Below are 26,648 nucleotides of genomic sequence, written 5' to 3'. Positions count from 1 at the left end.
AAAATTATCTGTGAGAATACGCAGAATATTTGGTCAAAATATCTGATTATTTAAAAAATCGAGACCTAAATCAATACTTTTTTAGCTTGTAGACGTCGTGTTAGCTAAAAATTAGTCTATTTTTCCAAAAACTGCGCATTTGATGGGCGTTTTTTGGCAATTTTTTGAAAAATACCCAAAAGTTGGCTGGTAAAATTTGAAAAGGTGTAATTTTTACATCTTAATTCTGGCAAGTGATTTTATTTTGATCTTTTTTGATTGAAAAAAATGTAAAATGATGGTATTTTTATCTATATTTTTTATGATTTTCATAATTCTTCATGTTTTTATTAAAAAATGGCAATCAAAAATTTGTTTTTTTTGAAAAACATACATAATTTCATGAAAAATTAATAAAATCATATTAAAAATTTAAGAAATATATGATTCTATTAAATGTTTAGGTAAATAATTTAAGACAAAGGCGTAAAGATTCAGAATATTATAAAATTCGTTCATATCAATCAAACTAAATTAAACAAACAATGAAAGTAAAATCTCCAAAAGTGAACTTGTTCAGTCTTCTCCGACAACTGACGCGTGAAAGGTGGGCGCTCGGAGCGACCATTTTTTCCGGAAAAATGATCGGACTGGGTTTAGTGCTGGTAGCCATGATGACTATCCCGGGACTATTACCTACCGCTGCGCATGCTGCTACCGCACCAGCTAAACCAACAGACCTGGAAACATCGATGATGAATACGATGAATACAGTGTGGACATTGGTTGCTGCGTTTTTGGTTTTCGGGATGCAGGCTGGTTTCGTGATGCTTGAGGCAGGCTTTGCCCGCAAGCGCGAAACAGTGAATGTATTGATGGAGTGCGTATTTGATACCTGTCTTTGCGGTATCTTGTTTTATGCTGTGGGTTATGCCTTTATGTTTGGATGGGGCAACGGCTTCATCGGTTGGCATGGAGACCCTGCAGGAAAGATCAGCGGTTCATGGTTTTTCCTTCAAAATACACCTGATACTTACGGTAGCACCGGTATCCCGGTAATTGCACACTGGATATTCCAGTACGCTTTTGCTGATACCTGCTCAACTATTGTTTCTGGTGCGATGATCGGTCGTACCAGCTTCCGTGGCGATATCCTTTACAGTATCGGTATCACCGGGTTCATTTACCCAATCATTGGCCACTGGGCCTGGGGACCTGACGGCTGGTTAGCTGTAATGGGTACTAAAGGTAACTTCTTTGAGTCATTAGGTCAGGGTTTCCGCGATTTCGCAGGTTCAACAGTAGTACATACTATAGGTGGTATTGCATCATTAGCCGGAGCCATCGTTTTAGGACCTCGCATCGGACGTATATTTAAACGAGATGATAAAGAAAAAGGCGGCATGCCACCGGGACATAATATGTTAGTTGCCGCTGTAGGTACATTTATCCTGTGGTTCGGCTGGTACGGATTTAACCCTGGCAGTACGCTTTCAGCTATGGACGTGCAAGGTATTGGCCGCGTTGCTACCAACACCACGCTTGCAGCCTGTGCAGGCGGTATGATCGCTATGTTGGCTGGTTTATGGTGGGGTAACACAAAAGGCAAATTCGATCTGGGCTTTACGCTGAACGGCTGTCTTGGGGGGCTGGTAGCTATTACCTGTCCTTGTTACTGGGTTAGCCCGCTGGGTGCTACCTTGTTAGGCGCTGTTGCCGGTTTGGTGGTATTTGGTGCAATGTACTTTATCGAATGGCTGCGTATCGACGATCCGGTTGGTGCAGTTGCCGTACACGGTTTCTGTGGTATCTGGGGGACTTTATCGTTAGGTCTCTTCGCTTCGGGACAGTTTGGTGCAACCGGTCCAACCGGTCCGGATAACTCAGCTCCTGTAACCGGTTTATTCTATGGTGGCGGCTGGAGTGTATTCACAGCTCAGGCCATTGGTACATTTACCATTGCAGCAGCAGTGTTCGCAGTAACATTTGTGATGATGTTTGTCCTTAATAAATTACCTAATCCATGGAAACTCCGTGTTGAAGAACATGGCGAAACAGGCTTGGGCGGTCTGGATGTATTCGATCATGGTACCGAGGTATATCCTGCCCAGGATGACGAAGTAAGTCTGAGCGGCTTATTTGACCAGGGCGTTAAATTAACAGCAGAGGCTTAATAAATAATAAGCGTCGTAATTCTTCATATATCCCGTGCGGTTGGTAAAAGGTCGCAGCTTTTATAACCCTCACATACCAACCGCACGGTATTTCTAAATCTTAAAATCTTTCCGGCTCTTAATGACTGCAAAACATTGAGTTTATGCTTACGGGAGATTTTATGCCTAAAAGTCAATCAAATCAAACTAATACTCAATCAAATCAATCAAACAACATTATCATGAAAAGAATACTTTTACTCCTATCACTATTTGTTATTGCCGTCACGTCCGTTAAAGCCACAACCACAGCCGCTGTAGATACTGGAAAAGTGGGCACTACTGCCGATCCCAAAGACCCACCGTTGATTTTCTCAGGTTCAGTGGATACCTATTATAAATACGATTTCTCAGGCCATTCAAATATCCCAACAAGTTTTGCATCGGATCAAAACTCAGTATCTATCGGTATGATCGACCTAGGATTAAAGAAAAAAGTGGGTAAAGCTGCTTTCGTAGGTGAGTTGTCATTTGGTCCACGTGGACAGTATCAGTCTATCCCAAATGGTGACGGTACTTCTGCCAATTCTACGAACTCTTTCCATATCCAAAACCTGTATGTGTCTTACGATGTAACTGACAAATTGAATTTCACTGCCGGTTATATGGCAACCTTTATTGGTTATGAAGTAATATCTCCAACAGGAAACTTCAACTATTCGACCTCTTACCTGTTCACCAACGGTCCTTTCCAGAATGCAGGTTTTAAAGCCACTTATGCTTTCTCTGATAAAGTGAGCCTGATGGCCGGTATCTTCAATGATAACTGGAACGTTTACACCTCTCAGCATGATGTATCAACCTTCGGCGCTCAATTGTTTGTGGCCCCGGTAAAAGGCTGGACTGCTTACCTGAACGTAGCTTCGGGCCCAACTTCTGGTACTATTTTCGATTTAACCACTGCATACCAGATTACTGATGCATTTAAATTAGGCTTGAATGGTGCAACGTTTACTCCTGCTCATGGAGGCGGTGGTTATGATGGTGTTGCACTGTATCCACAGGTGGCAGTATCTAAAATAGTTACTTTGGGCTTAAGAGGTGAGTATTTTGAAAATAAATCAACAAGTACCACTCCAAGCGCCAATGTTACTGCAATTACAGCAACGGCTAATATTAAAGCCGGTGCAATAACTTTGATTCCTGAAGTAAGGTTCGATAATGCTAAAAACCAGGTGTTTACAGATGGTAACGGTGCTCCGACCAAGTCAGCCAGTCAGTTCCTGATTGCCGCGGTGTATGCTTTCTAATTAACTGATCTATATTAAATTTCATTAAAGCCGCTTACCTTAATAGGAGCGGCTTTATCTTTATGTTATGAAAAGAACACTCGTGTTAATTGCAGCTTTGTTGCTGTCATGTGTGGCAAACGCTCAGAAAAGTTTATTGTCGATGGATGAGAACAATAAATACATCTATTACCAGGTGATTGATATGCCAAACATCAAAGCGGACAGCCTGCAGAAGAATATGGTTTTGTTTATGAAGGAATTTTATCCGAAAGAGAAATCCTTGCAAATAACTAATGCAGGTGCTTCGGTAAAAGATAAATTTCTCACTTATACATCACTTGTCAAGCATGAAAATGGCGAAATGGCTTATGCCTTAAATGTTGAATGTAAAGATGGCAAGTATCGATATTGGGTAACAGATTTTGTATTTACTCCGTATGAAAAGAATCGGTATGGAATGTTTACACCTGTAAACGGTGTTGCTATTCCTCTTGAAAAAGCTTCGGATAAACTACAGAAAAAGGATGTGGAGGGCTATTTTGAGCAGACTGGTGGTTTTTGCAAACAGTTGGGCGATAAATTGAAAAAATATATGGCGGAAGGGAAGCCTCAGCCTAAAGTAAATAAGCCAGTAAAAAAGGTGGTGACGGATAAGTGGTAATAGCTAAATGGTATTGTCAATCTAAACAATGACCCGGCCTATAGCCGGGTTTTCTTTTTTATGAAATTATATTTTGTTGAAAATGTTTTTGCCAATTAAAACAAAATAAAATCTTATTTATACAATATTTTATTTGTTTTAAACGTTATAAAGTAAAATTAAATTCCTAAAACATGAATATCGCAAAATTAGATTTGTACAATCCCGAGTGGCTCGAGCTTGTATTCGACGACAAAAACAAGGATTATGGCGCTTATGATCTACGTAAGCATTATGCTAATAACTTAGTAAAGTCTATGTTGATCGCCTTTTTTAGTGTGGCTGTTTTGTGCACCAGTTACATAATATTAAAACCTAAACCACAGCCAGTTGCACATGAAATACGGGATATCTTTGTCATTCCACCTGTTAGAACTGACCCTCCTAAAACAGTTATACCTCCCAGGCCAGCGACAACAAGGCCGCCATCACATCAAGCGACAATACAATATGTCACAATGAGACCTGAGGTTGATGAGGCAGCTACGAATCCACCAACATTAGTCGAGCTTAATGGTAAGGCAATAGGTCCTTCAACGAAGAGCGGCAATGATGAAGGTGTAAATATTGATATTCCAGAGCAAGGCACAGGGCCTGATATGAGTGCGATAACCGAACATAATAAGGAGGAGGTGTATAAGACAGTAGAGGTCGAGCCTGAACCTTACGGTGGAGCAGAAGCCTGGGCAAAATTCCTGCAAAAAAATATGCACTATCCGCCACAGGCAGCTGAAAATAATGTTCAAGGTAAAGTGTTTTTAAGCTTTATTGTTGAGACCGATGGCCATTTATCAAACATTAAGGTAGAACGCGGTGTAGGCTCGGGACTGGATGAAGAGGCTCTACGGGTACTCAGGATTGCACCAGCATGGAAACCCGGTATTCAAAACGGGCATAAAGTTCGGGTTATGTATAATATTCCTATCAATTTCGTACTGCCTGACCAGGAATAGGATAGAGGTGAAAGCTGAAAGGTAAAAGGCGAAAGGTTTTTATGTGCATTTTCCTCTTACCTTTCTGCTTTAAGCTTTCACCTTTAAGCTTCTTTTTCGTACTTTTGCGCATCTTTTCAAAAAAACGAAATTACCTTGGAGCACCTGGAATTAACCACCGTCGAAACAGCCAAAGATTTAGGTTTACTACCCGAAGAATTTGAACGAATACAAGAAATATTGGGCCGTGTGCCAAACTTTACCGAGCTCTCTATTTTCTCGGTAATGTGGAGCGAGCACTGCTCTTATAAAAACTCAATCACCTGGTTAAAAACCCTGCCGAAAGATGGTCCGCGTATGCTGGCGAAGGCCGGCGAAGAAAATGCGGGATTGGTAGACCTGGGTGATGGCATAGGCTGCGCATTCAAAATTGAATCACATAATCACCCATCTGCCTTAGAGCCTTACCAGGGAGCGGCTACAGGTGTTGGCGGTATTAACCGCGATATATTTACTATGGGTGCAAGACCGATAGCACAACTTAACTCACTGCGCTTTGGCGACCTGAACCAGGATCGTACCAAATGGCTGATCAAGGGTGTTGTAAAAGGTATTGGTGATTATGGTAATGCTTTCGGTATCCCAACTGTAGGCGGCGAATTGTTTTTTGACGATTGCTATAACGTAAACCCATTGGTTAATGCCATGTCGGCTGGTATTGTTAAAGCTGGCGAAACGGTTTCTGCGACTTCTTATGGTGTAGGTAACCCGGTTTATATTGTGGGTTCGGCTACCGGTAAAGATGGTATTCACGGTGCTGCGTTCGCATCAAAAGATATTACTGAGGATTCGGTAAATGACTTACCAGCAGTACAGGTTGGTGATCCTTTCCAGGAAAAACTGTTACTGGAAGCTACACTTGAAGTGATCAAAACTGGTGCGGTTGTGGGTATGCAGGACATGGGTGCGGCAGGTATCATCTGCTCTAACTCTGAAATGTCGGCAAAAGGCGAGCATGGCATGCGCATCGACCTGGATAAAGTACCTACACGACAGGAAAATATGAAGTCCTGGGAAATCCTGCTTTCCGAATCACAGGAACGTATGCTGATCGTCGTTCATAAGGGAAGAGAAAAAGAAGTAGAAGCGATTTTTGATAAGTGGGATTTGAATTGCGCCATCATAGGCGAGGTGACCGATACGAAACGCCTGCTGTATTATATGCACGGCGAATTGGTTGCCGATGTGCCTGCTGAAGACTTAGTTTTAGGGGGAGGCGCACCAGTTTACAAACGCGACTACCGCGAGCCTGCTTATTATCAGGAAAATCAGAAATTTAAAATAGAGAACGTGAAGGAGCCTGTCGACCTTGTAGAGGTTGCCGAGCATCTGATCGCTCATCCGAATATCGCATCAAAACGTTGGGTAACCAAGCAATACGATTCAATGGTAGGCGCATCAACCATGACTACTAATCGACCATGCGATGCTGCTGTGGTAAGCGTGCGTGGTACAAATAAAGCGATTGCTTTAACTGTAGATTGTAACTCACGCTATGTATATGCTGATCCTCAAAAAGGTTGTGCTATTGCCGTTGCAGAAGCTGCGCGCAATATTACCTGTGCTGGTGGTGAGCCGGTGGCGATCACCAATTGTTTGAACTTTGGTAACCCATACAATCCTGAAGTGTACTGGCAGTTTGTTGGTGCAATCAAAGGCATGGGTGAAGCTTGTACGAAATTTGAAACCCCGGTTACCGGTGGCAACGTAAGCTTCTACAACCAGTCTTCAGATGAAGGTCCGGTATTCCCAACACCGACTATCGGTATGTTGGGTGTGTTGGATGACATCAACACAATAATGACTGCTGACTTCAAACAACCGGACGACCTGATCTATTTGATCGGTGAATCGGTTAATGATATTGCATCATCACAATATTTAGCATCTTATCATAAGATATCAAAGTCTCCGGCTCCGTATTTCGACCTGGAAAAAGAATATGCAACGCACCAGGTGATCAAGCAACTGATCAAACATGAGGTGGTTCAATCGGTTCACGACGTATCTGATGGCGGTTTATTTATTGCCCTGACCGAGTCGGCTATGCCAAATGGTTTAGGTTTTGAAATTGCGTCTGACAGTGATATCCGTAAGGATGCCTTCCTATTTGGCGAGGCTCAGGGTAGGATAGTGGTAAGCGTTTCTCCTGAAGATCAGGAACGTTTTATTGAGTTGATGGCAACAAGTGAAGTTGATTTTAGTCTGCTGGGTACCGTAACTAATGGATACATGACGGTTGATGAAGAATCATTTGGCCATGTTACCGATACCAAACTGGTTTACGACAACGTATTGCATAGCATCCTGGGCGAATAAATGCTGAAACTTAACCGGGTACACCATATCGCCATTATTTGTTCCGACTATCAGAGGTCGAAGCGATTTTATACTGAGGTACTTGGATTAACGATCAAACAGGAAGTTTTTCGCGAAGCAAGAAATTCATATAAACTTGATCTGGAAATTGCAGGACAATACCAGATCGAGCTTTTCTCATTTCCCGATCCACCGCTAAGGCCATCCCGGCCAGAAGCTGCTGGGTTGCGTCATCTTGCATTTGAGGTGGATAATGTGGAAGAAGCCGCTTCGCATATCAAATCACATGGCATCGCTATAGAGCCTATCCGGGTGGATGAATTTACCGGCAAACGTTTTACCTTTTTTGCCGATCCGGATGGATTGCCTATTGAGTTTTACGAGAAGTAAGCCTGTCTCTGAAATATCCTGAATTTCATTATCTTCATAGCTGAATCTTAAACCCGCCACTATGAGAAGAATAAATGCTGCCCTGTTAATTTTTGCTTTTTTAATAGTATCGCATGTTCATGCACAAGACGGATACCAGGCTACATGGGAATCCCTTTCTAAATACAAAACTGCTGAGTGGTTTCGTGATGCTAAATTTGGCATATTTATACACTGGGGAGTTTATTCTGTTCCGGCTTTCGGGTCGGAATGGTATCCACGACAGATGTATTTGGCTGGTACAAATGAGTATAAACATCATATAGCCACTTATGGCCCGCAAAGTAAGTTCGGGTACAAGGATTTTATCCCAATGTTTAAGGCCGAAAAGTTTGATCCAAAGGCATGGGTAGAGTTGTTTAAAAAAGCAGGCGCCAAATACGTGGTACCTGTTGCTGAGCATCATGATGGCTTTGCGATGTACAAGACCTCGCTCTCTAAATGGAACGCTTTTGATATGGGCCCACATCGTGATGTTGTTGGAGAGCTGGCTGCTGAAGTAAAGAAACAAGGATTGATATTCGGCTTATCGTCACACCGTATTGAACATTGGTGGTTTTTTAATGGCGGAAAGAAGTTCGACTCAGATGTGCTTGATCCCAAATATGATGCATATTATGGTCCGGCGCATGCTGAGGATGAAACCATGTCGCCTGAATATATGAACGACTGGCTGATGCGTGATATGGAACTGGTTAATAATTATCAGCCGCAATTGGTTTGGTTCGATTGGTGGATTGAGCAACCTGCGCTGGCGCCTTACCGCAAATCATTCGCTGCATTTTATTATAATAAAGCCCAGGATTGGAACAAAGAAGTGGTAATCAACTATAAAAACAGCTCATATCCGGATGGTGTTGCTGTACTTGATTTGGAACGTGGGAAACTAGGCGAAATAAGGCCGCAGGCATGGCAAACGGATGATGCTATAGGTAACCAATCGTGGGGATATACTACGACTAATACTTTTAAAGATGCAAGATATGTAGTAACCAATTTAATCGATATTGTCAGCAAAAATGGGAACTTATTATTAAATATCGGTCCAAAATCTGACGGTACCATCACCGATCAGGAAACACAGGTTTTACTGGGCACCGGCAAATGGCTGGATGTAAATGGTGAAGCAATATATGCTACACGGCCATGGAAGATATACGGAGAAGGTCCAACCAAATCAGCAAGCGGCTCATTTGCAGATCAAAAAGTGCCGTTTACCTGGAGGGATGTCAGGTTTACAACTAAAGGTGACGTTTTATATGTAACTGCTTTGGGGTTGCCTAATGGTGGTTTGGATATTAAATCTTTATCACTAAAATCAGGAAACGGTAAAATAGCCAATATAAAAATGCTGGGAAGTGACCAAAAGGTGTTTTGGAAGCAGAATGATAGCGAATTGACCATAGAGCCGTCAAAAAATTATCCTTCTGAGTATGCGGTTAGTTACGCAGTTACGTTTGTTCATTAGTTATTAGTTATTGGGGGTAGGTGGAGAGATAATGCGGCAATCTAAAGTATTTCAGTTTAAGCAGTTTAATGTTGATCAAAGTGGTTGTGCTATGAAGATCAATACAGATGGCGTTTTGTTGGGGGCTTTGGCTGAAGCAGATTATCCTCAGACTATACTCGACGTTGGTACAGGTACTGGTGTTATTGCTTTAATGCTGGCTCAACGGTTTATGACAGCGAAGATCGATGCAGTGGAGATCGATCAATCAGCTGCTGAGACTGCAGGACAGAATTTTCAAATTTCTTTATTTGCGGACCGCTTGAGTTTATACCCCTTAGGTTTTGCAGAATTTTTTGAGCAGTATCGTGATAAGAAATATGATCTGATAGTTTCTAATCCGCCATTTTATATCAATTCATTAAAATCGCCGCAAGAAAATAAGCAATTGGCCAAGCATGCTGATAAGAGCTTTTTTGAGAGTTTGGTTAGCGCGGCCTCAAGCCACATTAATAACAAAGGCTCACTTTGTTTGATATCGCCAATTGACACAGCGGTGCTGATAAAACAGTTGACTGCTAAAACCACCTTACATCTTCAACGGGCTATCAAAATAAGCTCTTTCGAAAATTCGGAGCCTCACCGTCTGATAATGTACTTTGGATTTGACCAGAGCATTGTTAAGGAAGATCAATTTGTGATCTATAAGTCAGTCGGTAATTATTCTGAAGAATATATTAACTTGCTGAAACCTTATTTTATCGCATTCTGATATGAAAATTGTATCGATTATTTTAACAACAATCCTGTTTTTTATACTCGTCAGGTTGTTGAATGAGGCAACAACTCTCTATAGAGGCTACGCTTCTTTGAAGGTATTTGGCGTCTCTATAGAAAGAGTCAATGGCTGGGAAAAACCGTATATCATTTTATCCATTATATATCTTGCTATTGTTGCCCTTTCGCTTTTTTCAATGTTAAAAGTAGATATATCGCAAATGTTATTGTTTCTTGTTTAGCGATTATTGCATATGGTTTTGTGATAACTTACTATAATTTCTAGATGACCAGAATAGGCCTCCTTTCCGACACCCACGGCTATCTTGACGACGCTGTTTTTAAACATTTTGAGAATTGTGACGAGATATGGCATGCCGGCGATTTTGGTACAATAGAGCTGGCCGATAAGTTGGCGGCCTTTAAACCCTTACGTGGTGTTTATGGAAATATTGACGGAAAAGATGTCCGTTTGACCTATCCTGAGCATCTTCGTTTCAAGTGTGAAAACGTGGATGTATGGATGACCCACATCGGTGGCTACCCCGGAAAATATAACCCGTCAATACGACAGGAAATTTACACTAAGCCCCCTCGGTTATTTATCTGCGGGCACTCTCATATACTCAAGGTTATTTACGATAAAAAAATCAACTGTTTACACTTAAACCCAGGGGCTGCAGGGAAACAAGGTTGGCATAAAGTACGTACAATGCTTAGATTTTGCATTTCTGAGGAAAAAATTCATACCTTAGAAGCCATAGAATTGCAAAAATAATATGTATTAAATACACTAAGTATATGAAAATAACCAAAACGCTGGGCCAGTTTATTATTGAGAAGCAGGCCGACTTTCCGTACGCTAAGGGTGAATTGTCAAGGCTGTTAAGAGATATCGGAATAGCGGCTAAAATTGTAAACCGGGAGGTAAATAAAGCTGGCCTGGCTGATATACTTGGTGAGAATGGTACAACCAACATCCAGGGAGAAGGGCAGAAGAAATTGGATGTATATGCCAATGAGCAATTCATTTCTGCGTTAAAGCATGGCGGCGAATGTTGTATAGTAGCGTCGGAAGAAAATGATGATATTATTTATCTTGACTCGCCGGTTTCAAGAGATGCCAAGTATATCGTCGCTATTGATCCGCTGGATGGTTCATCCAATATAGATGTCAACGTAGGAATTGGTACAATTTTCTCCATTTATCGCCGTAAGTCGACATCAGGCAAAGCAACGATGGAGGATGTTTTACAAAAAGGCACTGAGCAGGTAGCTGCGGGTTATGTAATTTATGGCTCATCTACCATGCTGGTGTACACCACAGGTAAAGGTGTGAATGGTTTTACACTTGATCCGTCAATAGGTGAGTTTTGTCTTTCGCACCCGGACATGAAAATACCAAAGGATGGTGTCATTTATTCGATAAACGAAGGGTATTATGCTCATTTCCCTGATGGAGTTAAAAAATACATCAAGTATTGCCAGGTAGAGGATGAAAAGACAAGGCGTCCATATACTTCGCGTTATATCGGCTCCATGGTGGCTGATATTCATCGTAACCTGATCAAAGGCGGCATCTTTATCTATCCTGTAACAGCTCATGCACCTAAGGGTAAGTTAAGATTGGTTTACGAATGCAATCCGATGTCATTTCTTATTGAGCAGGCAGGCGGCAAAGCAAGCAACGGATACCAGCGTATTCTAGAGCTTGAGGTAACTGAATTGCACCAACGCTCGGCAATCTTTATCGGCTCAGAAAATATGGTGCACAAGGCAGAGGAGCTAATGTCTTTCTTTTCGCCGCAGGGGACAAAGAAAACGTTTGAAGGTGTGGTGTCGATTCAGTAGTTGAAAAGTTGTAAAGTTGGAAGGTTGAAAAGTTATGTAAACACAATACTAACATTTCAACTTTACAACCTTATAACAAATCCACCTTCCCTGTTTCCGCTTCAAAAACGGTGTCTATTAGCAAATCTTTTTGTTTGCTTGCTGCTACGGCCAGTTGGTCGCAGCGTTCATTTTCTGGGTGACCGGCATGACCGCGTACCCAAATGAATTTGATGAGGTGCAGTTTGCTTAATTCGAGGTAACGCAGCCATAGATCTTTATTCTTCTTTCCCGCAAATCCTTTTTTTACCCAACCATGTACCCATTTTTTTTCAATAGAATCGATCACATATTTGGAGTCGGAATAGATGGTGATGGTTTGGTTCAGATTCTTCAGTGCTTCAAGGCCCCGGATAACTGCCAGCAATTCCATCCGGTTGTTGGTCGTTTTGCGGTATCCAGCTGAAAGTTCTTTATAATGATTGCCGGAGCGTAGAATAACCCCGTAGCCGCCCGGACCGGGATTTCCGCTTGATGCACCATCGGTAAAAATTTCGATCATGATTCTAGTTCATGGATCATGGTTAATAGATCATAGTAATTAACCGCCCAATGGTTCAAAAGTATGAAATTATTCAGGCCTATGAACTATGAGCCATTAACCATGAACTAAGAAATCTTCTTCACCTTTAATCTCATCGAATTGCCGATTACTACCACATCCGAGAAAGCCATAGTAAATGCGCCAATCATCGGATTTAAAAAACCCAATGCGGCAACAGGAATAGCGACAATGTTGTAAGCAAATGCCCAAAACAAGTTTTGTTTGATGGTAATCAAGGTGTGCCTGCTGATCTGCAGAAACTTTACCAGGGAATATAGGTCTGTGTTTAATAGGATCACTTTTGCAGATTGTATAGCTATATGGCTTGAATCATTCATCGATACGCCTACATCAGCCTTGGTGAGGGCAGGGGCATCATTAATGCCATCGCCAACCATAATCGTTTCACCCTTCTTTTTATAAATGTCGATCACTGTTAGCTTTTCGGCAGGAAGTTTTTCAGAATGAACTTCATTAATACCGATGGACTTGGCTACCTTGATGCAACGGTTTTTCTTATCGCCGCTCAACAAAACTGGAGTAATGCCCATCTTCCGAAGATCGCTGATGAGCCCTGCAGCTTCGGGTTTAATGTCATCGTCAATTTCGATCTGCGCCAATAAAGCCTGATTTTTATAAAGGGAGACATTAAAATCGTCATCCGTACTATTTTTACCCAGACCAAGGAAGTAATGATTGCCTGCCACATCTTCAGCACGCATCCCTAACCCTTTTTCCTCGCTGACAGATTTCAGGATTACTTTCTTTTGAGACAGAGTTTTTAATTCATGAACCAATGAACGCGCAATGGGGTGGTTAGAGCGCTCTTCGATAGCAGTGATGATACCGCGAATAGCTTCTATATCTGCACTTTTTTCAGCCTTTATATTATTGATATGGAATTGACCGGTGGTAAGTGTACCTGTTTTATCAAATACAATATATTTGGTTTTGGTTACAGCTTCAACTGTATCACCGCCTTTAATCAGGATACCATTCTTTGCTGCACGGCCTAGTCCTACCATTACAGCAGTAGGAGTGGCTAACCCCATAGCGCAGGGGCACGAGATCACCAGCACAGCTATAGCATTCATAATGGCATGCTGCATACCTGCGTGACCAACATAATAGGTAAGCGTAAAGGTGATCAATGCGATCAGCACCACAGCCGGAACGAATATAGCGGCGACCTGGTCACCCAGCTTTTGTACAGGAGGTTTGGCAGCCTGAGCTTTCTTCATCAGTTCGATGATCTGTGAAAGAACGGTATTGCTGCCAACTTTTGTGGCGATCATGGTTACATTGCCGTGCTCAACAATGGTACCGCCTATTAAAGTATCATATTTGACTTTCTCAATAGGAATGCTCTCGCCTGTAAGCATAGATTCATTTACCGAGGCATTTCCGGATAATACTTCGCCATCAACAGGAATTTTATCACCTGTATTAACGATCAACGTATCTCCCGGACGCACTTCACGTGCATTGATCACTTCAATTTCGCCATTCACCATGCGATTGGCATTCACCTGCTGAATTTTAACAAGGTCCTTTACAGCCGAAGTGGTTTGGGTAACTGATCGTTTTTCAAAAAGATTGCCAAGCAGAACAAGGGTGATAATGGTAGCGCAGGTTTCATAAAATTGGTAGCGCATTCCCAGGTTTTGTATCGTGCCAATGAGACTGTAAATAAATGCGGATGTCGATCCTATAAATATCAGAACATCCATATTAGGCACACCTCCTTTAACCGAACTCCAGGCACTTCTGCCAAAATGCAGGCAGCCGATAATAAATACAGGCAGACATAAGATTAATTGCACAACTGGCATATGTAAAAAATGCCAGGGAATGATCATCGCTGAAAGGAGGGGTATTGTGAAAATCGTACAGAAGATAAGTTTGTTCTCGACCTTTTCATAGAACTTTTCCTGACGCTGGTTGGCATCTTCCACAACTTTGTAACCAAGTCCCTCGATGCTTTTGATAGCATCTTTGATCTTTTCTTCACCATCTACAGAGAATTTTACTTCTTCGGATGCAAAGTCAACCAATATATTATGAAAGCCTTTTTTCTCTAACAATTTATGGACAGACATTGCACAATTATTGCAATGCATCCCTGTAACATTCAACTCAACTAACTGCTCTGCCATAAAACAAAAGTCGGCACCAGATATGTTAAAAACGGTAAAGTGATTGTAATATTAAAAAATTCCTTGACTTTAGAGAGTAATTTTTTACATTTGCACTCCCCAAAACGGTAGGCATAGCTCAGTTGGTTAGAGCACCAGATTGTGGTTCTGGGGGTCGTGGGTTCGAGCCCCATTGCTTACCCGGTAGACAAAAGCCCATTTACATTTGTAAATGGGCTTTTTATGTTATCAGGGGATTTTTTTAAAAACAGGTTGGGTTCAATTGGACATGAAAAAGCTACTCAATTTATCAAATGTTTAAGCGACGTTACCTTACTGTACCCCATAATCCCAATCATCCGTCCTGAATGATGAAACCGGTAAGCCGTCAGTGCCATAAAGATCACCAACCACAAAATCTTTAAAAGCATATCGTACGGCGACCGGATCCTTTACCACAGGACTGCTTACAACAACTGTACTTCCTTTGATTGTTGCCTTTGCAGGATAAAAATGCTTATCGGCCCCGGCAATTTCAAAGGTGGTCATCTCTTTTAGGAATGAAGTTAGTCCGTTATAAGCGTTCTTGAATTTTATTATTGCCTCGCCGTTATTGATCTTCATAGAATCATATTCAGGGCTCTGGTATCCGAATCCCTGCATGCCATAGGTCTTGGCCAATGAAAGATAAGCAAGCCTTAACCCCACGGGTTCTTTGCGTGGCGGGTGGATAGTTGATTGTTCGCCGATGTCCATTGTTACCGCCATCCCGCTGTTCGGTATTTTAGCTTCGTCCAGGCGCTGCACGTCTCTTAAAAATGCGGAATTATATTTCCCGCCATGGTGATAGGGAGGCAACTGAGCATAGTCGTAAGGAGTAATTTGAGCGTAGTAGAATGGAAAGTCGCCGATGTTCCATTTCGATCGTAATACTTTTACAAAAGTCACAAACAAAGAGTCGTACTGCACAGGCTCCGAATAGTTCGATTCGCCCTGGTACCATATCGCACCTTTGATGCCATAGCCGATGACGCCGTGCAGCATGGCCTTATATAGCGTAGTAGGAGTGCGGCTAACCTCTTTAATGGAATCGGTAGCTGCCGGGATCTTTATTTCAGGAAACGCCTTTAAGGTAGCTGTGTCCATCCATGCCTGTACGGATGATCCGCTGTAACTGCAATTGATGAGTCCAATCGGTACATGCAGCATCTTATAAAGCTCTCGACCATAAAAATAGCCTACTGCGCTAAACTTCGATACTGATTCCGGCGATGCCTCCTGCCATTGGCTTGACTTAATATCACGCTGCATTGTGGTAGTAGAACCGTGAGGAACAGTAAATAATCTTATCTGATCATTTTTTGAGTCGACTATAGCTTCGTTAGATCCGATTACAGGCTGGCTCTTGAACCCTTTCATCGGGATCTCCATATTAGACTGCCCCATGCACATCCATACTTCGCCCATCAATACGTTATGGAGCATTAATGGTTTGCCATCAGTAATGGTTAAATTGTAGGGCCCGCCAGCTACAGGCGTAGCTATTTTTAGCACAAATTTACCAGTCGGGTCACATACGCCTTCATATATTTTTTTACTCCAGGACGTCGTCAGCCTGATTTTTGTTCCCGGCTTATCCCAGCCCCATATTGGTACCGTTGTCTTTTGCTGCAATACCATGCCATCGGTAAACAGACCAGCAAGTTTTACTTGTGCATCTGCATAAAATGGACAAAGAATGATACTTAATATTACTATGGAAAATGATAGAAAGCTATGCTGTAATTTCATGTCAATTTCAAATGTATAGCATCTTTTATTGAATGATGGCAGGAGTCGGCCCAATTGGATAACATCATATAATCATTGGATAAACTATTAAAATGGGGTGTGGTAATAGCCGGTAACTTTACTTCTCAGAATGTTGCAAACTGCGACAAGCGAAAAACCAATTAGCTTAAAATAAAATGAAAAAATCCTATATCGCTCTCCCCGGCATTCTGTTGATGTCGCTTTCACTCAATTCATATGCCCAAAAAGCCGGGAAGGTTAAACCTGAAGCAAAAGCTGAGAAGGCGACAAATTCCGACACCCATGAAAAGGCTGCTCAGTTTGTAGCGTCGCTCAGTCTTACCGATACAGCAAAAGCAGCGCGCGTAACTTCAGTAATAGAAACCCATATGAACGCAGTGCACGATTGGCACAATAGCCATGCCTACACATTAACACCCGGGGGAATAAACCCGATAACAGGGAAGGCTTTCAGCAAGCTGGAAAGACAATTGATCGTCGACTCAACCATACCTCAAACGGTACATGATGATCTGATGAAAGGTCTCCGCAAGGATCTGACAGAAGACCAGGTTGCAGAAATATTGGATAAATACACTATTGGAAAAGTAGCCTTTACCATGAACGGCTATAAATCGATCATACCTGACCTGACTTCGGCAGAGGAGGCTGAGATTTTAACTAACCTTAAATTGGCACGCGAGCAAGCCGTTGATTATAAGGATGTGAAGGAAATGTCGATCATTTTTAAGATATATAAAACAAAGAACGAGGATTATCTGAACACTCACGGCCGCAACTGGAAACAGCTATATAAAAGTTACGTGGATAAGGTGCTGGCGCAGAAAGCAGCCAATAAGAAAGAGAACTAATGAGACCAATAGCCGGTGCTATGCGGCACTGGCTACATTCTCTTCACGCTTTACTTTAAGCCATCCTTTAAATAATAACTTCTGATCAAGTACAGGTTTCGGGAAAAATAAACTGGCCACGTATCCCATGCCAATCACTATAAAATGGCTGTAGACACCCAGCATCAGTTTGTTGTGACTGAAGTTGTATTCGCCAAGGTCTAATAAAATAAACTTCTCTTTGCCACTGCCCATTTTTGTCGAAGTAAGAACAGCATAAGCAGTGAATAATACACAGGCGATGATGCCAATCGTGACGCCCTGCTTGTTGGCTCTTTCGCTGAAAAGACCAAGCAAAAATATACCTGCGATACCACCTGAGAATATAGCGTAGAGGGTAAATACGATACCCAGTACACCTTCATCACCAGCTTTCAGGTATAGGCCCGCGATGAGTAAGGACGCTATTCCGGCCAAAACAACGATCCATTTTCCTGCTTTCAGGTATTGTTTGTCAGATCGATTGGGGAATATTCGTTTATAATAGTCCTCCACACCCACAGCGGCCAGGCAGTTCAGGTCAGCACCAAGACTACATACCGCTGCTGAAATAAGCGAAGCGATGATCAACCCCACAACGCCGGTAGGAATGTTGTTTATAATAAAATGCGGGAACACAGCATCAGGCTTTATGCCTGCAGGCAAAGGGTTCTGCGTGTGATATACAAAAAGCGCTGTGCCGATGAACATAAAGAGCGCCCACACAGGTACAAGCAAAAATACGCCCATAAGGGAAGCCTTGATAGCCGATTTATCAGATTTGGCCGTAAGGTATCGCTGCACGATGGTTTGATCTGTACCATATTTCTGTATACCATAAAATATCCCGTTGATGGCCATTACGATGAAGGTGAGCTTTTTGAAGTTAATATCATACGGTCCGAAACCTGTATGCCCCGTACTGCGGGCTACGTTCCACACGGTTGCCGGGCCGCCATGCACCGAGTAAAGAATGATAGCCAAACAAGCTATACCACAGGCAAACAGCATAAAACCCTGTATTACATCCAACCAGATTACCGCCTCAATACCACCGAACAATGCCAGGATAATGATCACTACGCCGATGACTGAAATAATAGCTATAGTATTCACACCGGTCATGTTCGATAAGGCCAGTGCTAACAGGAAAAATACAGTTCCCATTTTTGAAAAATGGGCAAAAACAAACCCCAAAGAACTATAGTACCGCACAAATGAGCCGAACCGCTTTTCGAAATATTCATAGGTGCTTAATCCTATTACTTTGCGATACAGCGGAACGATAAACCATATCATTGCCAGCAGAACGATAGGGACCATGAGGCCCTGCACCAGCAGTATCCAGTTGGATGAATAGCCCTCGCCCGGATAAGCCAAAAAAGTAATGCTGCTGATGAGCGTAGAAAGTATAGAAAAACCAATTGCCCAGGAAGGTATTCTGCCGTTGGCTGCGAAATAGCTTTGGGTCGAATTTTGCTTTTTGGAGTACCTAAAACCGAAATAGATTGAAAAGAATAAAAAGATCGCAATAATAATATAGTCCAGAACCTGCAGGTGATTGCTCATGTTATCAAAATTATTTTTCCGGTTCAGAAATTCCAGGTACCGGTCGGCCAATCATAGCTACCCGGTTTAAGGGTCAAAAATAAATTTTCCTTGCCATTCGCCTTTAATTTTATCACGCCCGGGGCAAGCTGATTTAGGGGAACGAGCCGGCCCAGATTCAAACGTCTTATAATAGCCGCGGCCGTGGAACCGCCTTCTATCAGTAATTCTTTAACCGCAATCTTCTCGAGTACTTTTTTTACAACCATCGCTTTTTTATTACGAAGGCTTGTAGCAGTTATTGTATCATTTGCCGAAATAGAATGATGAATAGCGATGACCGCCTTCCCGTTTTCATTCAATAAAGTTACGATTTCGTTCGCCCAGGAGTCAAAAGCTTTTTCCGATGGTTGCAGTGAAGTTAGAATTTCAGAAGACATATAGCTTACCGGTCCGCCGTCGTCTTTTATTTTGGCGATAGCTGCCTGGCTTTTGCTGAACGTGCTTCCGCAAACAAATAATGCCGGGTATGTTAATTCGGGCCCGCTAATTTGTGCTGATTGTCGGCGTAAATTAAATGATTCAAGTAATGATTTAAAAAGACTGGCACCGCCTGCAAGAAGCGTTTCGCTATCGGCTCGTTTTATCCATTTGGTTATTTCTTCTTCTGTTTCGCATTCGCCCACAACAATTCCACTTTCCGGTAATTCGTCATCATTTTTTTGGATGTGAACAACGTCTTGATCAGCCTTCAGCATGTCATGTATGTCCGGACTGGTAATAGAAAATTCGGGATCGCAGGCGAAGCTGGTCAGATGGATCGGTTGTTCGTTAATAAAATACCGGCCATTTTTTATGATCCGCCCCAAAGCCGGATTGGCCGGTATAAGCAAGGCTTTTTTAAGGTGTAGCTGTTTCAGGTGAATAGCCAGTTCCCCTAGCACATGGCCGCGAAGCACCGAATCAACTTTTTTGAACACCAGGCCCGGCTTAATTTCAGCAAGTTTTGCCGTTAATAGTTGCGTTGCCACGAGGGCCTCTTTCTCAGGCATGGAACGCGTATCAGTGGATATGATCAATAAATCGGCGTCAGATTTAAGGTCATTATCGCAAATGATCTCAATATTCAGGTCATAGCGCAATCCAAGTCCGCCAATTTCGGCAGCGCCAGTCAGATCGTCAGCTATTACCGCTATCATCACACAATTATTTGTTTCCTGTACCGGCTTAACTGCACTGCCGACTCAATTGCAAGCAGCATAGCGTCAGGACTGGCAATGCCTTTACCCGCAATTTCGAATGCCGTTCCGTGATCAACCGATGTACGTATAATAGGCAGACCGAGGGTGATATTCACGCCTTTAACACTTTCCATTTGCTTCTTTTCGGGATCCCATTTAAAACCCGCAAGCTTGAAAGGAATGTGCCCCTGGTCGTGATACATGGCCACAACGCCACCGTAAGCACTTGTGGCCGCTTTGGCGAATAAGGTGTCGGGCGGAACAGGGCCTTCTACATTATAGCCAAGCCGTTTTGCTTCTTCAACCGCAGGCAATATTTCCTGGTCATCCTCAGTGCCGAACAAACCGCTATCGCCGGCATGAGGATTCAACCCGGCAACACCTATTTTAAGGTTCGTTTCTCCCAGGCTATTCAGACCATTATGTAAGAGCTCTATCACTTCCAGTATTCGTTCTTTTTTCACCAGGTCGCAGGCTTTGCGCAACGACACGTGAGTAGAAACGTGGATCACTTTCAGGTTGTCCTCCACCAGCAGCATGGCATATTTCGGTGTGTTGGTGTAATGAGCGTAAATTTCGGTATGCCCGGCAAAATGATGCCCGGCCTCGTTGATCGATTTCTTATTAATTGGTCCGGTAACGGTGGCATCAACCTCGCCGGTCATCGCCAGGTCTATCACTTTTTTCACCGCTGCAAAAGATGCTTCGCCGGCCATAGCTGAAATCTGGCCAAACGCCAGCTTATTCAGCTTTACATTACGAAGATCGAGCACGTCAATCTTGCCGAATTCAAAATTTGCTTCAGATACGGTTTTTATAATGTTTACTGTCGCATCGAGCTTGAGCCGTTTTATGATATCGTTAAATACTCCGGCATCACCCACCAGTATGGGATTGCAAACCTCGTAAACTTCGGGGTTCAACAACGCTTTAACCGCAATTTCGGGGCCTATGCTTGCGGGGTCGCCCATGGTAATTCCTATAACCGGATTATCAGACATTTGTATTGACATTTATGGGTAAGTTGTTTTTTTCGAGCGTATGGTGATAATTTTTTAGAAGTTTTTCTTTTTCTCCATCGGCCATCGGGTACAATGGCGGAGCTACATATTCGGCGCAGAGATCAGCATCATTCATGAGCACTTTAAGGGCCCAAAGCGATTCGCCCAGGGATTTGCCCCTTTGGTAAATATCGCCAAATGCGTCCGAAGTTTTTTGAAGCTTAAGAGCACGCTCGTGGTCGGATGCTTTTACAGCGTTAAACATTTCATTATATATACCCGGACAAAAATTGCCCGTACTTGGCACCAGGCCATCACTTCCGTTGATCAACGCCTCTGCCGATTTTGGCGCCCAACCTAAAAAGTGACAAAAGTCCTCACGGGCCGACCATAAACTGAGCGATTCTTTTAGCCTTTCATCACTCCGCTCTGAATCCTTGGTGCCAATAATGTTTTCGTGCCTGCTTAATTTATCTATAATATCAAGCGGAATAGACATCCTTGTGGTTAGCGGAATGTTGTAAATGATCATCGGGCCCGTTATTGCTTCGACAAGCTGTTCGAAATACTTTAACATCTGACTTTCAGAAAGTATATAGTAGGAGGGCAGCATGGCCACAACCGCATCGGCACCATTGTCAAATGCTATTTTTGCCAGCGTTACCGACTCTTCAAAACAATTATCCGATATACCTGCATACAGCAAGTCGCCCGGTGATTTTAATTTGCCGGCTGCAACCAGGTATTCTTTTTTTAGGTCGAATGAAAGAGAAGACGATTCGCCGGTAGTACCATTGATAAATGGCATTGCGTGATGTTCATGAAAATAGTTGAACATTTTCGCGAGCGCCTTATGGTCCAGTTTTAGGTTTTGGGTAAGCGGCGTTACGGCCGGGACAATGACGCCGCTATATTTTTTTTTATTGTTCATTAGGTTTAGTATGCTTCGTTGTAGATGTATATCGCGTCCTCTTCGTTAATTTCTCTTGGATTATTTTTGAGCAGGCGTTGAATTTTCAAGGCATCTTTTGCCATCCAGGGCAAAGCTTCAATAGGGATTGAAAGATCGCCTAATCGTGCAGGTATGCCGCATGCTTCAATCAATTGCTTTATTTTTCCGATGCCTTTTTTTGCGGTGTCTATATCATTGCTTTCTCTTTTACAGCCAAGCGCAACGGCTACATCGGCGTATCTTGCCGGTGCTGCTTCCATGTTGAATTCCATCACATAAGGCAGCAACAACGCATTTGATAAACCATGAGCCAGGTGGAACATACTGCCTAGCGGATAGGATAATGCATGAACACCTGCTGTATTAACCGGCCCGAGGCAAAAGCCTCCCAACAAGCTGCCCAGGGCTACTTTACTGCGTGCCTCTGCATTATTGCCATTTTGCACAGCCTCAACCAGGTTGTCAGCAATAAGCCGCATACCCTCAAAAGCATACATATCGATAAATGGCTGGGCAAATTTATTGGTGTAGGCCTCCAGGCAATGTGTCAGGGCATCCAGGCCGGTTGCCGCTGTAATAGCAGCAGGGACGCTGATAGTGAGCAGCGGATCAACATAAACGATATCCGGTACCAGGTAAGGACTGATAAATCCTTTTTTCTGATTATCCTCATTGTCAATTAATATCGCGTTTGGCGACACTTCACTGCCGGTTCCTGATGTGGCAGATATGCAAACCAACTTTTTCGACCGGCCTTTGAGCAAACCAATTCCCACTATGGAAGTCAATGGCTGACGATTACCTGCCAGTGCAGCGACCAATTTGGCCACATCCAGCACGCTTCCTCCGCCAATGCCTATAATAATATCTGCATCCGCGGTCTCCGCTTCTGTCAATAGCTTTTCGAGATCGTTGTAGCAAGGCTCCTGCGTAATGCTGGTGTTTATTGAATAACCAATACCGGAAGCGGTTAACTGACCGAAAAATGTTTGCAAACTGGTAAGCAGTGGCTCTATAGTTATGATAAATGCTTTTTTGCAACCCGTGTTAACAATCTCTTCAGGTAAGCCCGCAAGGCAGCCATTGCCAAATACCAGCTTGCCGGGAAAATGCATGGATAGAGGGCGTGAAAAGTCATTTGTCATAATTATTCCAATTGAGGCGTACAACACAATTCTGAATATAATTGGTATTTAAGGCCCCAAAGGATTACTTGGGTATGGCCCTACATAAAAAATTCAGATATTTTTTCGATAACAAATGTATCGGGTGTTCCGACATCGATCTTGTATGATATAAGCAAGTCATTGTAGGATGTTATCATTGCTGGTGAATGATACTAAATGGTATGTTATTTTTAGAATAATAGTATGCCCGACACTATAGAAATTCAAATAATGCTAAAAGGATTATTCCTGTGCGTTATTTGGGCATATAATACAGGCTTACAAAATATTAACGACAACGATTAAGTAAATTTTAAAGCCAGAAAGCTTGGTCTTACAGCAAGCTGCCGATACTTTTGTTTCAAGTTAAGATATTATAGTATAACCGTAGCGAGCGATCAGGATTTTAACCAATGGAAGGATTAGAAGCTACATTAACAGAACAAATGTATGTCGGCTGTAAAGACTTTAGGACAATTTATAATTGAAAGACAAAGTGATTTTCCATACGCAAAAGGAGAGCTATCAAGGTTGCTGCGCGACCTGGCCATCGCCGCCAAAATTGTTAACCGCGAGATCAATAAAGCTGGCTTAGCCGACATTCTGGGAGAAGCAGGCTCGACCAACGTGCAGGGCGAATGTCAGAAGAAGCTGGACATTTATGCCAACGAACAATTTATAGCAGCCTTGAAAAACGGTGGCGAATGCTGCATCGTGGTGTCTGAAGAAAATGACGAGTATATTTATATTGATTCCGAAGTTTCAAAAGATGCGAAGTACATAGTCGCCATTGATCCATTGGATGGATCGTCTAATATCGACGTTAATGTTGCAGTAGGTACGGTGTTTTCTATTTACCGCCGTAAATCAGAAGATGGCAAAGCAACTATGGAAGATATCCTGCAAAAAGGAACAGAACAGGTTGCGGCCGGTTATATTATCTATGGCTCGTCCACCATGCTGGTTTACACTACGGGCAAAGGGGTAAACGGATTCACCTTAGACCCATCGATAGGCGAGTTCTGCCTGTCTCATCCAGATTTGACCATTCCGCAGAACGGTACCATCTATTCTATTAATGAAGGAAATTATACACACTTCCCCGACGGGGTAAAAAAATACATCAAATATTGCCAGGTGGAAGATAAAAGTACCAATCGTCCTTATACATCCCGCTATACCGGGTCGATGGTTGCCGATCTGCACCGCAACCTGATCAAAGGCGGTATATTTATTTATCCGTGCACTGCAAGTTCTATAAAAGGCAAGCTACGCCTGGTATACGAGTGCAATCCTATGGCTTTTATTATTGAACAGGCAGGTGGCTTAGCATCAAACGGATACAGCCGTATACTGGAGCTGGACGTAAAAGAGCTTCATCAACGTTCGCCCATCTTTATTGGCTCCGAGAATATGGTGAGGGTGGCCGAAGAGTTTATGGCTTCTTTCTCACCCCAGGTTTTGAAAAGAACTTTTGAAGGCGTTGTCAGCATACAATAAAAAATCTTCCATACTTTAGTTTTATTTAGTTTTAATTGAAAAGCCCCAGGGTTTCATGACCTCGGGGCTTAATTTGATAGGGTTTGGGGTTTTGTTAATTCTTATAATTCAAAGGGACAACAGTTTTCAACGGCACCAGGCTGTTCAGATAAATCTCGATATTGGTATATCCGCCACCATTTTTCGGCGCCAAGGAAGCATCAGACGCATCATGCGGATTTAAACCATGTTTTGTTTCGTATTCGTCAGGCATACCGTCATGGTCTGAATCTTTGTAAGGTGTTCCTTTATATTCAGGGTAACCGCCAACTTGTGCCACATCAGTAATAATTCCTTTTTTGTATGAGTCATCTGGCAAGCGGTGTTTAACCCATTGTTTGCCGTTGCTGTTGTCGGTACCCTCTACATAGGAAATTACTCCGGTGCGCACTTCTTTAATAACACGGGTATCCACAGCATCTCTTTTTGGAAGGAAGGCTCCTACATTATCCAAAACATAATCATAGGCCTCTTTGGTTGGAATTATAGTAACATGTGACATTGGGAACGGCTTATCTGAGCGTATGCTATCGGTATATCTACCAGCGTCAGGCATGTCGCCGATCTGGATGCCGCCATCCCAATTGTTTTTGGTGACTGCTTCATTGCCTTCCATAATGTTGCCATTGGCATAAACCCTTCCGAAAAGGCCTTTGCTTTCCGGTGATCTGCCCGATTCAGGCTTCAATATGCGGTGACCAACAGGCTTGTTAATAGAAGTGATCGGCCCCGGTTTGAAATAGTTATTGATGAAATTGAATAGCGAGTTATTGTCGCCGCCATCTGCGCTGCGATCCCACCAGTTAAATACCACGTTATTGGCAAAACCAAAATCACCGAACATACCTACCGAAGGATTGCGGCTGATATTATTTGCCCACAGGTTGCGCATAAAGGTGCTGTTTAAGCCACCGATGGTGCTGCCAAAAGCGTGGTTGTAAGTATCCAAGCCCTCCGCAAACATGCAGTTTTGCATGGTGATATTTACAGTTGGCAATTTTTCGGGCTTGGTACCACGGTTATAAACATGGCGGTACATAGACATCACTTCATCCAATCCCCAGCTTCCTGAAACGTGATCGATCATGATGTTGCCAATCGGATTGCCGCCAAAAGCATCATCTCTCCGTGTAACGTCAGTCGCACCTCTGCGGAACCGCATAAATCTTACCACAACGTCATGAGTATCCACCCAAACGGATTCTCCTGCTACGCAGATACCGTCGCCCGGCGCACTTTGCCCTTCAATGGTAATATAGGGTGCCCGGATATCAATAGGCTTTGTCAGATGAATGATGCCGGCAACGTTAAAAACCACAATACGCGCGCCGCCTTGTTCGCAGGCATCACGCAATGTTCCGGGACCGCTGTCGGCAAGGCTGGTTACCTCGATCACTCTTCCTCCGCGACCACCGAAAGAGTACATGCCTCCGCCTTCAGCACCCGGAAATGCCGGAATCTTTGCCTGTGGTAAGTCAGAAGGTTTGGATGCCCATGGGATATAGGGCTTACCATTTTTTTCATCTTTCTTTATAGCTATTTGTGCTTTTTCCCAGGCCATATCAGAACGATGTTGTTCAACAGCCATCGCCGAATCTGTTTTTGCCTGCATGGCCGGAGGTACACGCGGGTATTGCGCATGAGCAGTTTCAGATGTGCCCGCAGCAATTGCTATACTGAGAGCGAGAACGCTTAGATATTTTTTCATTTCAGGTTTATAAATTAGTATAAAAGGCGTTATATAAAAGCCAGTATGTGCGTTGGCAAATTGCTGGCATTAGAAGCAGGTTAACAATTTCCAAATATGCACTGTGCTTAAAACGGTTCTTTATATGATTTTTGCTACCTGATATACGATTTTAG

General features: G+C 42.9%; 21 protein-coding genes, 1 tRNA gene and 1 pseudogene. 14 read left to right on the top strand and 9 right to left on the bottom strand.

Translation table 11 applies throughout. The annotated features are described in order from the left end of the window. Positions 1-524 precede the first annotated feature (524 nt). From VIM89_RS19500 to fbp (VIM89_RS19450), 11 genes and pseudogenes are all read left to right on the top strand, one after another. Complete coding sequence (locus VIM89_RS19500; RefSeq protein ID WP_488157859.1) at positions 525-2,153, top strand: ammonium transporter; 1,629 nt, start codon at positions 525-527, stop codon at positions 2,151-2,153. Positions 2,154-2,374: 221 nt separating this feature from the next. Beyond that, the gene (locus VIM89_RS19495; RefSeq protein WP_488157858.1) at positions 2,375-3,442 is read left to right on the top strand and encodes a porin; all 1,068 of its coding nucleotides are present in this window, start codon (positions 2,375-2,377) and stop codon (positions 3,440-3,442) included. 67 nt (positions 3,443-3,509) lie between these two features. Next, positions 3,510-4,085, top strand: coding sequence for a DUF4468 domain-containing protein (locus VIM89_RS19490; protein ID WP_488157857.1), 576 nt, complete (start codon positions 3,510-3,512; stop codon positions 4,083-4,085). A gap of 173 nt (positions 4,086-4,258) precedes the next feature. Beyond that, positions 4,259-4,420, top strand: a pseudogene (locus VIM89_RS19485) (energy transducer TonB); the annotation flags it as partial. Positions 4,421-4,582: 162 nt separating this feature from the next. Further along, positions 4,583-5,077 carry an energy transducer TonB gene (locus VIM89_RS19480; protein WP_488157867.1) on the top strand — a complete coding sequence of 165 codons (495 nt, stop codon included), beginning with the start codon at positions 4,583-4,585 and terminating at the stop codon, positions 5,075-5,077. Between the two features lie 135 nt (positions 5,078-5,212). Continuing rightward, positions 5,213-7,435: a phosphoribosylformylglycinamidine synthase subunit PurL gene (purL, locus tag VIM89_RS19475; protein ID WP_488157856.1), complete on the top strand. Its 2,223-nt coding sequence runs from the start codon at positions 5,213-5,215 to the stop codon at positions 7,433-7,435. After that, positions 7,436-7,825, top strand: a complete 390-nt coding sequence (gene gloA2, locus VIM89_RS19470) for an SMU1112c/YaeR family gloxylase I-like metalloprotein (RefSeq protein WP_488157855.1) — start codon at positions 7,436-7,438, stop codon at positions 7,823-7,825. It begins immediately after the preceding gene. A gap of 61 nt (positions 7,826-7,886) precedes the next feature. Beyond that, positions 7,887-9,332, top strand: a complete 1,446-nt coding sequence (locus VIM89_RS19465; RefSeq protein ID WP_488157854.1) for an alpha-L-fucosidase — start codon at positions 7,887-7,889, stop codon at positions 9,330-9,332. A 91-nt stretch (positions 9,333-9,423) separates the two neighbouring features. Further along, entirely contained in the window at positions 9,424-10,083 is a 660-nt protein-coding gene (locus VIM89_RS19460; protein WP_488157853.1) for a tRNA1(Val) (adenine(37)-N6)-methyltransferase, read from the top strand. A 291-nt stretch (positions 10,084-10,374) separates the two neighbouring features. Next, positions 10,375-10,866, top strand: coding sequence for a metallophosphoesterase family protein (locus VIM89_RS19455; RefSeq protein WP_488157852.1), 492 nt, complete (start codon positions 10,375-10,377; stop codon positions 10,864-10,866). Between the two features lie 23 nt (positions 10,867-10,889). Continuing rightward, the gene (fbp, locus tag VIM89_RS19450) at positions 10,890-11,939 is read left to right on the top strand and encodes a class 1 fructose-bisphosphatase (RefSeq protein ID WP_488157851.1); all 1,050 of its coding nucleotides are present in this window, start codon (positions 10,890-10,892) and stop codon (positions 11,937-11,939) included. 70 nt (positions 11,940-12,009) lie between these two features. Here the strand turns inward: fbp (VIM89_RS19450) and rnhA are convergent, their stop codons facing one another. Both rnhA and VIM89_RS19440 read right to left on the bottom strand, forming a co-directional pair. Continuing rightward, entirely contained in the window at positions 12,010-12,480 is a 471-nt protein-coding gene (gene rnhA, locus VIM89_RS19445; protein ID WP_488157850.1) for a ribonuclease HI, read from the bottom strand. A 107-nt stretch (positions 12,481-12,587) separates the two neighbouring features. Continuing rightward, positions 12,588-14,678 (bottom strand): heavy metal translocating P-type ATPase, encoded by a 2,091-nt coding sequence (locus VIM89_RS19440; protein WP_488157849.1) that lies wholly within the window; start codon positions 14,676-14,678, stop codon positions 12,588-12,590. A gap of 107 nt (positions 14,679-14,785) precedes the next feature. Here VIM89_RS19440 and VIM89_RS19435 point away from each other — a divergent pair. Then, positions 14,786-14,859, top strand: a tRNA-His gene (locus VIM89_RS19435). A gap of 131 nt (positions 14,860-14,990) precedes the next feature. On the opposite strand, the gene VIM89_RS19430 is transcribed toward VIM89_RS19435, so the two are convergent. Next, positions 14,991-16,448: a sialate O-acetylesterase gene (locus VIM89_RS19430; protein ID WP_488157848.1), complete on the bottom strand. Its 1,458-nt coding sequence runs from the start codon at positions 16,446-16,448 to the stop codon at positions 14,991-14,993. Between the two features lie 176 nt (positions 16,449-16,624). Between VIM89_RS19430 and VIM89_RS19425 the strand changes: the two genes are divergently transcribed. Next, the gene (locus VIM89_RS19425) at positions 16,625-17,320 is read left to right on the top strand and encodes a DUF3826 domain-containing protein (protein WP_488157847.1); all 696 of its coding nucleotides are present in this window, start codon (positions 16,625-16,627) and stop codon (positions 17,318-17,320) included. Between the two features lie 18 nt (positions 17,321-17,338). Here VIM89_RS19425 and VIM89_RS19420 read toward each other — a convergent pair whose 3' ends face one another. The 5 genes from VIM89_RS19420 to VIM89_RS19400 are packed head-to-tail and all read right to left on the bottom strand — an operon-like array spanning position 17,339 to position 23,225. Then, positions 17,339-18,907, bottom strand: coding sequence for a sodium:solute symporter family protein (locus VIM89_RS19420; RefSeq protein WP_488157846.1), 1,569 nt, complete (start codon positions 18,905-18,907; stop codon positions 17,339-17,341). A gap of 23 nt (positions 18,908-18,930) precedes the next feature. Further along, positions 18,931-20,085: a four-carbon acid sugar kinase family protein gene (locus tag VIM89_RS19415; RefSeq protein ID WP_488157845.1), complete on the bottom strand. Its 1,155-nt coding sequence runs from the start codon at positions 20,083-20,085 to the stop codon at positions 18,931-18,933. After that, positions 20,085-21,128, bottom strand: coding sequence for a 4-hydroxythreonine-4-phosphate dehydrogenase PdxA (gene pdxA / locus VIM89_RS19410; protein ID WP_488157844.1), 1,044 nt, complete (start codon positions 21,126-21,128; stop codon positions 20,085-20,087). The genes VIM89_RS19415 and pdxA overlap by 1 nt, the downstream gene beginning before the upstream one ends. Next, entirely contained in the window at positions 21,121-22,059 is a 939-nt protein-coding gene (locus VIM89_RS19405) for a dihydrodipicolinate synthase family protein (protein WP_488157843.1), read from the bottom strand. The genes pdxA and VIM89_RS19405 overlap by 8 nt, the downstream gene beginning before the upstream one ends. 5 nt (positions 22,060-22,064) lie before the next feature. After that, positions 22,065-23,225, bottom strand: coding sequence for an iron-containing alcohol dehydrogenase (locus VIM89_RS19400; protein ID WP_488157842.1), 1,161 nt, complete (start codon positions 23,223-23,225; stop codon positions 22,065-22,067). A gap of 471 nt (positions 23,226-23,696) precedes the next feature. Here VIM89_RS19400 and fbp (VIM89_RS19395) point away from each other — a divergent pair, with 471 nt between their 5' ends. Next, positions 23,697-24,746, top strand: a complete 1,050-nt coding sequence (fbp, locus tag VIM89_RS19395; RefSeq protein ID WP_488157841.1) for a class 1 fructose-bisphosphatase — start codon at positions 23,697-23,699, stop codon at positions 24,744-24,746. Positions 24,747-24,840: 94 nt separating this feature from the next. Here fbp (VIM89_RS19395) and VIM89_RS19390 read toward each other — a convergent pair whose 3' ends face one another. After that, a complete protein-coding gene (locus VIM89_RS19390; protein ID WP_488157840.1) occupies positions 24,841-26,493 on the bottom strand; it encodes a pectate lyase family protein in 1,653 nt (550 codons plus the stop codon). Positions 26,494-26,648 lie beyond the last annotated feature (155 nt).

Origin of the sequence: Mucilaginibacter sp. (assembly GCF_036568825.1) — a bacterium.
In the GTDB taxonomy this organism is placed as follows: Bacteria; Bacteroidota; Bacteroidia; order Sphingobacteriales; family Sphingobacteriaceae; genus Mucilaginibacter.
The sequence above is the reverse complement of the archived record's forward strand: the minus strand, read 5'-3'. Positions and strand labels throughout refer to the sequence as shown.

What these genes read in the sequence shown, in the direction of transcription:
- fbp (WP_488157841.1), top strand. Translation starts at nt 23,697, where the DNA reads ATGTCGGCTGTAAAGACTTTAGGACAATTTATAATTGAAAGACAAAGT.
- VIM89_RS19390 (WP_488157840.1), bottom strand. Translation starts at nt 26,493, where the DNA reads ATGAAAAAATATCTAAGCGTTCTCGCTCTCAGTATAGCAATTGCTGCG.
- VIM89_RS19415 (WP_488157845.1), bottom strand. Translation starts at nt 20,085, where the DNA reads ATGATAGCGGTAATAGCTGACGATCTGACTGGCGCTGCCGAAATTGGC.
- VIM89_RS19490 (WP_488157857.1), top strand. Translation starts at nt 3,510, where the DNA reads ATGAAAAGAACACTCGTGTTAATTGCAGCTTTGTTGCTGTCATGTGTG.
- VIM89_RS19430 (WP_488157848.1), bottom strand. Translation starts at nt 16,448, where the DNA reads ATGAAATTACAGCATAGCTTTCTATCATTTTCCATAGTAATATTAAGT.
- fbp (WP_488157851.1), top strand. Translation starts at nt 10,890, where the DNA reads ATGAAAATAACCAAAACGCTGGGCCAGTTTATTATTGAGAAGCAGGCC.
- VIM89_RS19465 (WP_488157854.1), top strand. Translation starts at nt 7,887, where the DNA reads ATGAGAAGAATAAATGCTGCCCTGTTAATTTTTGCTTTTTTAATAGTA.
- VIM89_RS19440 (WP_488157849.1), bottom strand. Translation starts at nt 14,678, where the DNA reads ATGGCAGAGCAGTTAGTTGAGTTGAATGTTACAGGGATGCATTGCAAT.
- VIM89_RS19425 (WP_488157847.1), top strand. Translation starts at nt 16,625, where the DNA reads ATGAAAAAATCCTATATCGCTCTCCCCGGCATTCTGTTGATGTCGCTT.
- VIM89_RS19495 (WP_488157858.1), top strand. Translation starts at nt 2,375, where the DNA reads ATGAAAAGAATACTTTTACTCCTATCACTATTTGTTATTGCCGTCACG.
- pdxA (WP_488157844.1), bottom strand. Translation starts at nt 21,128, where the DNA reads ATGTCTGATAATCCGGTTATAGGAATTACCATGGGCGACCCCGCAAGC.
- VIM89_RS19500 (WP_488157859.1), top strand. Translation starts at nt 525, where the DNA reads ATGAAAGTAAAATCTCCAAAAGTGAACTTGTTCAGTCTTCTCCGACAA.
- gloA2 (WP_488157855.1), top strand. Translation starts at nt 7,436, where the DNA reads ATGCTGAAACTTAACCGGGTACACCATATCGCCATTATTTGTTCCGAC.
- VIM89_RS19455 (WP_488157852.1), top strand. Translation starts at nt 10,375, where the DNA reads ATGACCAGAATAGGCCTCCTTTCCGACACCCACGGCTATCTTGACGAC.
- VIM89_RS19400 (WP_488157842.1), bottom strand. Translation starts at nt 23,225, where the DNA reads ATGACAAATGACTTTTCACGCCCTCTATCCATGCATTTTCCCGGCAAG.
- VIM89_RS19460 (WP_488157853.1), top strand. Translation starts at nt 9,424, where the DNA reads ATGAAGATCAATACAGATGGCGTTTTGTTGGGGGCTTTGGCTGAAGCA.
- rnhA (WP_488157850.1), bottom strand. Translation starts at nt 12,480, where the DNA reads ATGATCGAAATTTTTACCGATGGTGCATCAAGCGGAAATCCCGGTCCG.
- VIM89_RS19405 (WP_488157843.1), bottom strand. Translation starts at nt 22,059, where the DNA reads ATGAACAATAAAAAAAAATATAGCGGCGTCATTGTCCCGGCCGTAACG.
- VIM89_RS19420 (WP_488157846.1), bottom strand. Translation starts at nt 18,907, where the DNA reads ATGAGCAATCACCTGCAGGTTCTGGACTATATTATTATTGCGATCTTT.
- VIM89_RS19480 (WP_488157867.1), top strand. Translation starts at nt 4,583, where the DNA reads ATGAGACCTGAGGTTGATGAGGCAGCTACGAATCCACCAACATTAGTC.